General features: G+C 37.2%; 3 protein-coding genes and 1 pseudogene. 1 reads left to right on the top strand and 3 read right to left on the bottom strand.

The features are described from left to right. Positions 1-840: [Fe-Fe] hydrogenase large subunit C-terminal domain-containing protein (locus AC3AX0_RS10720; RefSeq protein WP_487550280.1), on the top strand; the 840-nt coding region annotated here is incomplete at its 5' end. Between the two features lie 67 nt (positions 841-907). Here the strand turns inward: AC3AX0_RS10720 and AC3AX0_RS10715 are convergent. The 3 genes and pseudogenes from AC3AX0_RS10715 to AC3AX0_RS10705 all read right to left on the bottom strand — a co-directional run. Then, complete coding sequence (locus AC3AX0_RS10715; protein ID WP_487550279.1) at positions 908-1,609, bottom strand: B3/B4 domain-containing protein; 702 nt, start codon at positions 1,607-1,609, stop codon at positions 908-910. A gap of 35 nt (positions 1,610-1,644) precedes the next feature. Next, positions 1,645-2,598 (bottom strand): hypothetical protein, encoded by a 954-nt coding sequence (locus tag AC3AX0_RS10710; RefSeq protein ID WP_487550278.1) that lies wholly within the window; start codon positions 2,596-2,598, stop codon positions 1,645-1,647. Then, positions 2,583-2,907: pseudogene (locus tag AC3AX0_RS10705) on the bottom strand (hypothetical protein); the annotation flags it as partial. The pseudogene AC3AX0_RS10705 and the gene AC3AX0_RS10710, both read right to left, overlap by 16 nt.

The following is a 2,907-nucleotide window of genomic DNA, read 5'->3' as shown; positions in this document are numbered from 1 at the left end:
CACTATTATCCTGAACAACTGGACAATCTTTCTTCCTGTAAATCTCCCCATATGATGCTGGGAGCCATCGCAAAGTCATTCTTCGCAGAGAAAGCCGGCATAAATCCGGAAAATATCTATGTAGTTTCAATAATGCCATGTACTGCAAAAAAATATGAAATTTCACGACCGGAAATGGTAAATGACAATATGCAAAATGTCGATGCAGTGCTGACAACGAGAGAATTCGCAAGAATGATAAAAGATGCAGGAGTTGATTTCAGGAATCTTGAGGATGGCTCCTTTGACAGTCCAATGGGCCTCTCTTCTGGCGCCGCCGACATATTCGGAAACACCGGTGGAGTTATGGAAGCTGCAGTCAGAACCGTCTATGAACTGATAACAGGCAGAGAACTTCCCTTTGACAACCTTCATATAAAACCTATTATGGGAGTCGATCAAATAAAGACTGCATCTCTTCTAATACAGGATCCTCTAAAAGAATGGAGTGTCCTTGATGGAGTCGAAGTCAACATAGCTGTAACAAGCGGACTTGATGGCGCAGGACAATTACTTGAAGAAATAAAGCAGGGAAAGAGCAACTATCACTTCATTGAAATAATGGCTTGTCCTGGGGGTTGTATAAATGGTGGCGGACAGCCTCGCTCGGACGACCCGAATATAAGAGAAAAAAGGATAAGCTGCCTCTACACTGAAGACGAGGAAAAGACCCTTAGGAAATCACATGAAAACAAAGATATTATCAAGCTGTACGAAGATTTCCTTGGCAAACCTCTTGGACATCGATCACATGAGTTGCTTCACACAACTTATACAAAGAGGAAAAGATCTAGAGACTAATATTAGATAATCAAGTATTTAAGCATCTAATTAAAATAGCCGGGTAATCTACCCGGCTATAAATCTATTAAATTTCCATCTCTCTGTTTTCCTTGTTCAACACCTGTATTTTCGTAGTACCGCCCAAGAGTACATTTACCAGTTTGGACAAACTTTCCAAAGCTTCCTTAAGTTCACCTTCTCTATTTGATTCCAATGATTCTATTACAAGAATTGCATTCTTCGTGTCTTCAGTAAGTTTAGTCCTGTCTGCTTCTCTCCAGTTCCAGCAACGACATACGCAGCCAGCATCGTCCTTATAAACAACTTCTCCTTCTTTTGGAGGGTCATTCTCATCACTTCCTATAGTCATAAACGGCTCTGTTCCATCGGCTAACGCTAGTCTCAAGTCACCTTCCATTTGATCCAAATCCTCTCCACCGCATGGAAACATGTACTTTAATGAAATCGCATTGTACACGTCAACCAAGGAATTGATTGCAGGCAACTTGTCGCCTTTTAAGACACGCTTTACAATAGCTTCAATGGAAACACGTCTTCCCTTCTTTGCACCAAACTTCTTGTATGTTTCACGCCATGTTTTCATTTCAGGCAAGTCAAGTATTGCAGTACCTGTATAATTATCTTGGACCTGTTTTTCAGCCTCCCTTAGAAGGCTGGTGATGCTCTCATTTACTTCGTCATTTTTAATGTTTTTAGCAATAATAATGCCTATTTGAGTTTCGGGAAACATCTCAAAAATTGCATCTTCTATAATCATTTTTTTCATAGTCTATCTCCTCAAATTATTATTTATATTGATACCTAGGATACTACCAGTGAAGACAATGTATAACCATCATGTATACCTGAAATAATGGAATTCAACCCTGCTCTTGTATATATGCCCTTGAATTTTTCATTATAAACATATAGCCCGGTAATGGTTCTGAATTTCTCAATATCAAACCCTGATACTCCAGGTAAAACACCCTCCCAATATGAAACAGGACAGTATTTTTGTATCAGGTACCCTTCTGTTGATTTTTCTTTCAATACACGTTGCCATTCTTTATCTTCGGTTCCTTCACCTGCAATTACACCTTTTGAAGCATAATAGTCTATGGGCTTCAAAATATAGTTTTCCTTGTTTTTAATGAATTTATCCATTTCCATATTCTCATCAATTTTAATCGTTTCAGGAATGCTGGCGTCAATAAATTCAAGTTCCTCTGCGTCGAAATATTTTCTTACATCTGGGTTGTGAAGAACAGCAAAAAACATCTTGGTATGAACAATCTGACTCTTAAGAGAACCGACAATACAGGTTTTTTTACCCTTAACTCCCTTAATGAATTCAGGTATTTCTTCATATCTGTCCATTAAGTCCTTTGTTACAAGCCTTCGATATACAATATCAATAATCTCACCGTCTACGGTCATCCATCCGTTTTCACATACCACATTCCTTGGATCAACTATGCTGCAGTCAAATCCATTTTCAATAAAATGCTCCTTATAAACTTCAAACTCCAATGATGTTCCCTTGTCAACAAAGTCGATAATTGCTACTTTTGGTTTCTCCTTCTTTTCTGCAACATGTCTGAATTCCTTGTATATTAAATTAATCTCATCTATCCAACTGTCAAACAACTCAAAAGAATCAAGCCTGTTCGTTTCCTCTATATGTCTAGCAATAGCTGATTTCTTTATTATGGCTGACAACTCTGCTTCCTCGTTCATTGCAGAAGAACCATCTGTATTCAGTTCACAAAACATATAACTTCCATCATCCTTGGATCAAATTCGTATATATTACGTACTTCTTCATACTTCAAAAACAAATCTATGGTCTTGTTGACAATATTAAATATCTTTTTAACTGCCTCTTCAAATTTCAAAATATCTTTTTCAGTATAAATCCTAGGCATGTAATGAAAAGGAACCGGTGATCCCTTGTATACTGCTCCTGAATTACTGACAGCTTCATTCACTATCTCATAATCCTTCAAATACCTATCTTTATTTAATTTAATTTCATTAATTAGTCTCTTATTCCATTTATTCATAATATTACCTATAATATAC

The sequence above is a fragment of the Dethiosulfatibacter sp. genome, assembly GCF_983023055.1.
This window is presented reverse-complemented; position numbering and strand designations above follow the sequence as displayed.